Below are 1,610 nucleotides of genomic sequence, written 5' to 3' on the forward strand. Positions count from 1 at the left end.
GACATCACGCGGATCGCGATGTCGACTTCGTCGCGCATCAGGTCTTCCACGCGATTCTCGAACACCACGTCGAGCACGATGCCCGGATGCCGCCGCTTGAACGCGAGCAGCCAGTCGGACATCACGATCTGCCCGTAGCCGCTCGGCACCGACAGCCGCACGCGGCCCTGCAGGTCCTGTCCGAGCGTCGTCACCGACTCCTGCGCGGCGAGCAGCTCGTTGCGGATGCGCCGGCCGTGCTCGTACAGCTTCAGCCCGATCTCGGTCGGCTCCATGCGCCGCGTCGTGCGCCGCACGAGCTGCTGGCCGATCGAGCGCTCCAGCTGGTTGAGCCGGTAGCTGACGTTCGCCCGGCTCATTTTCAGCCGCTGCGCGGCCTTGCTGAGATTGCCGGCGTCGAGGATCTCGACGAGCAGTGTCAGCGCGTTCAGGTCCATGCGGGGTCTCTCCTGATCTGGCCCGTTAATCGGATCGAAGCGGTCCGACACGGTCCGAAAACATTCAGTGTCAAGTCAGATTTGACAGCTTGTAAAGGCGTGCGGGAATTGTCAATGAATCTCGATCAATCGAGAATCAGGGCATGCCTGCTGCCTCGACAGCTTCGACCGGAGACGCCATGAATTCCCCCGCCATCCCCTCAACCGGCACGGTCACGCGCGAACGGCGCGACAAGGTGCTCGTCGTCACGATCGACCATCCGCCCGTCAACGCGCTGTCCGCCGACGTGCGGCGCGGCCTCGCCGATGCGATCGACGCCGCGCAGGCCGACGACGCGATCCGCGCGGTGCTGATCGTCGGCGCCGGCCGCAACTTCATCGCGGGCGCCGATATCCGCGAATTCGGCAAGCCGCCCGTACCGCCGTCGCTGCCCGACGTGTGCGAGCGGATCGAATCGGGTACCAAGCCGGTCGTGGTCGCGCTGCACGGCGCGACGCTCGGCGGCGGCCTCGAAGTCGCGCTGGCCGCGCATTACCGGCTCGCGGTGCCCGGCGCGAAGCTCGGGCTGCCCGAAGTGACGCTCGGCCTGCTGCCCGGCGCGGGCGGCACGCAGCGCGCGCCGCGCCTGATCGGCGCGAAGGCCGCGCTCGACCTGATGCTGACGGGCCGCCATGCGAGCGCCGAGGAAGCGCTCGCGCTCGGCCTCGTCGATCGCATCGCGTACAGCGACGACACGCTCGCCGAAGGGCTCGCCTATGCGCAGGAACTCGTGTCGCTCGGCGCGCCGGTGCGCCGCACGCGGGACGCGCAGGGGCTGGCCGACCGCGCGGCCGCGCAGGCCGCGATCGACGCGGCGCGTGCGGAATTGCCGAAGAAGTCGCGGGGCCTGTTCTCGCCGGCGAAGATCGTCGACGCGGTCGAGGCCGCGCTCACGCAGTCGTTCGACGCCGGGATGAAGTTCGAACGCAGCCTGTTCCTGCAATGCCTCGACAGCCCGCAGCGCGCGGGCCTCGTGCATGCGTTCTTCGCGGAACGCGAAGCGGCGAAGGCGCCCGAGGCGCGGCGCGCGAGTGCGCGGCCGGTCGAGCGGATCGGCGTGGTCGGCGGCGGCACGATGGGCGCGGGCATCGCGGTCGCGGCGCTCGACGCCGGGCTGCCGGTGACGATGATCG

General features: G+C 69.9%; 2 protein-coding genes. One reads left to right on the plus strand and one right to left on the minus strand.

Annotated features, from left to right (window positions below; genetic code table 11):
• A partial coding sequence (locus JMF90_RS36350) for a LysR family transcriptional regulator (RefSeq protein WP_201326274.1) occupies positions 1 to 437 on the minus strand: 437 nt, incomplete at its 3' end.
• Between the two features lie 179 nt (positions 438 to 616).
• Here JMF90_RS36350 and JMF90_RS36355 point away from each other — a divergent pair.
• A partial coding sequence (locus JMF90_RS36355; protein ID WP_201326275.1) for an enoyl-CoA hydratase-related protein occupies positions 617 to 1,610 on the plus strand: 994 nt, incomplete at its 3' end.

Origin of the sequence: Burkholderia sp. E168m23, assembly GCF_016586125.1 — a bacterium.
GTDB lineage: Bacteria > Pseudomonadota > Gammaproteobacteria > Burkholderiales > Burkholderiaceae > Burkholderia > Burkholderia orbicola.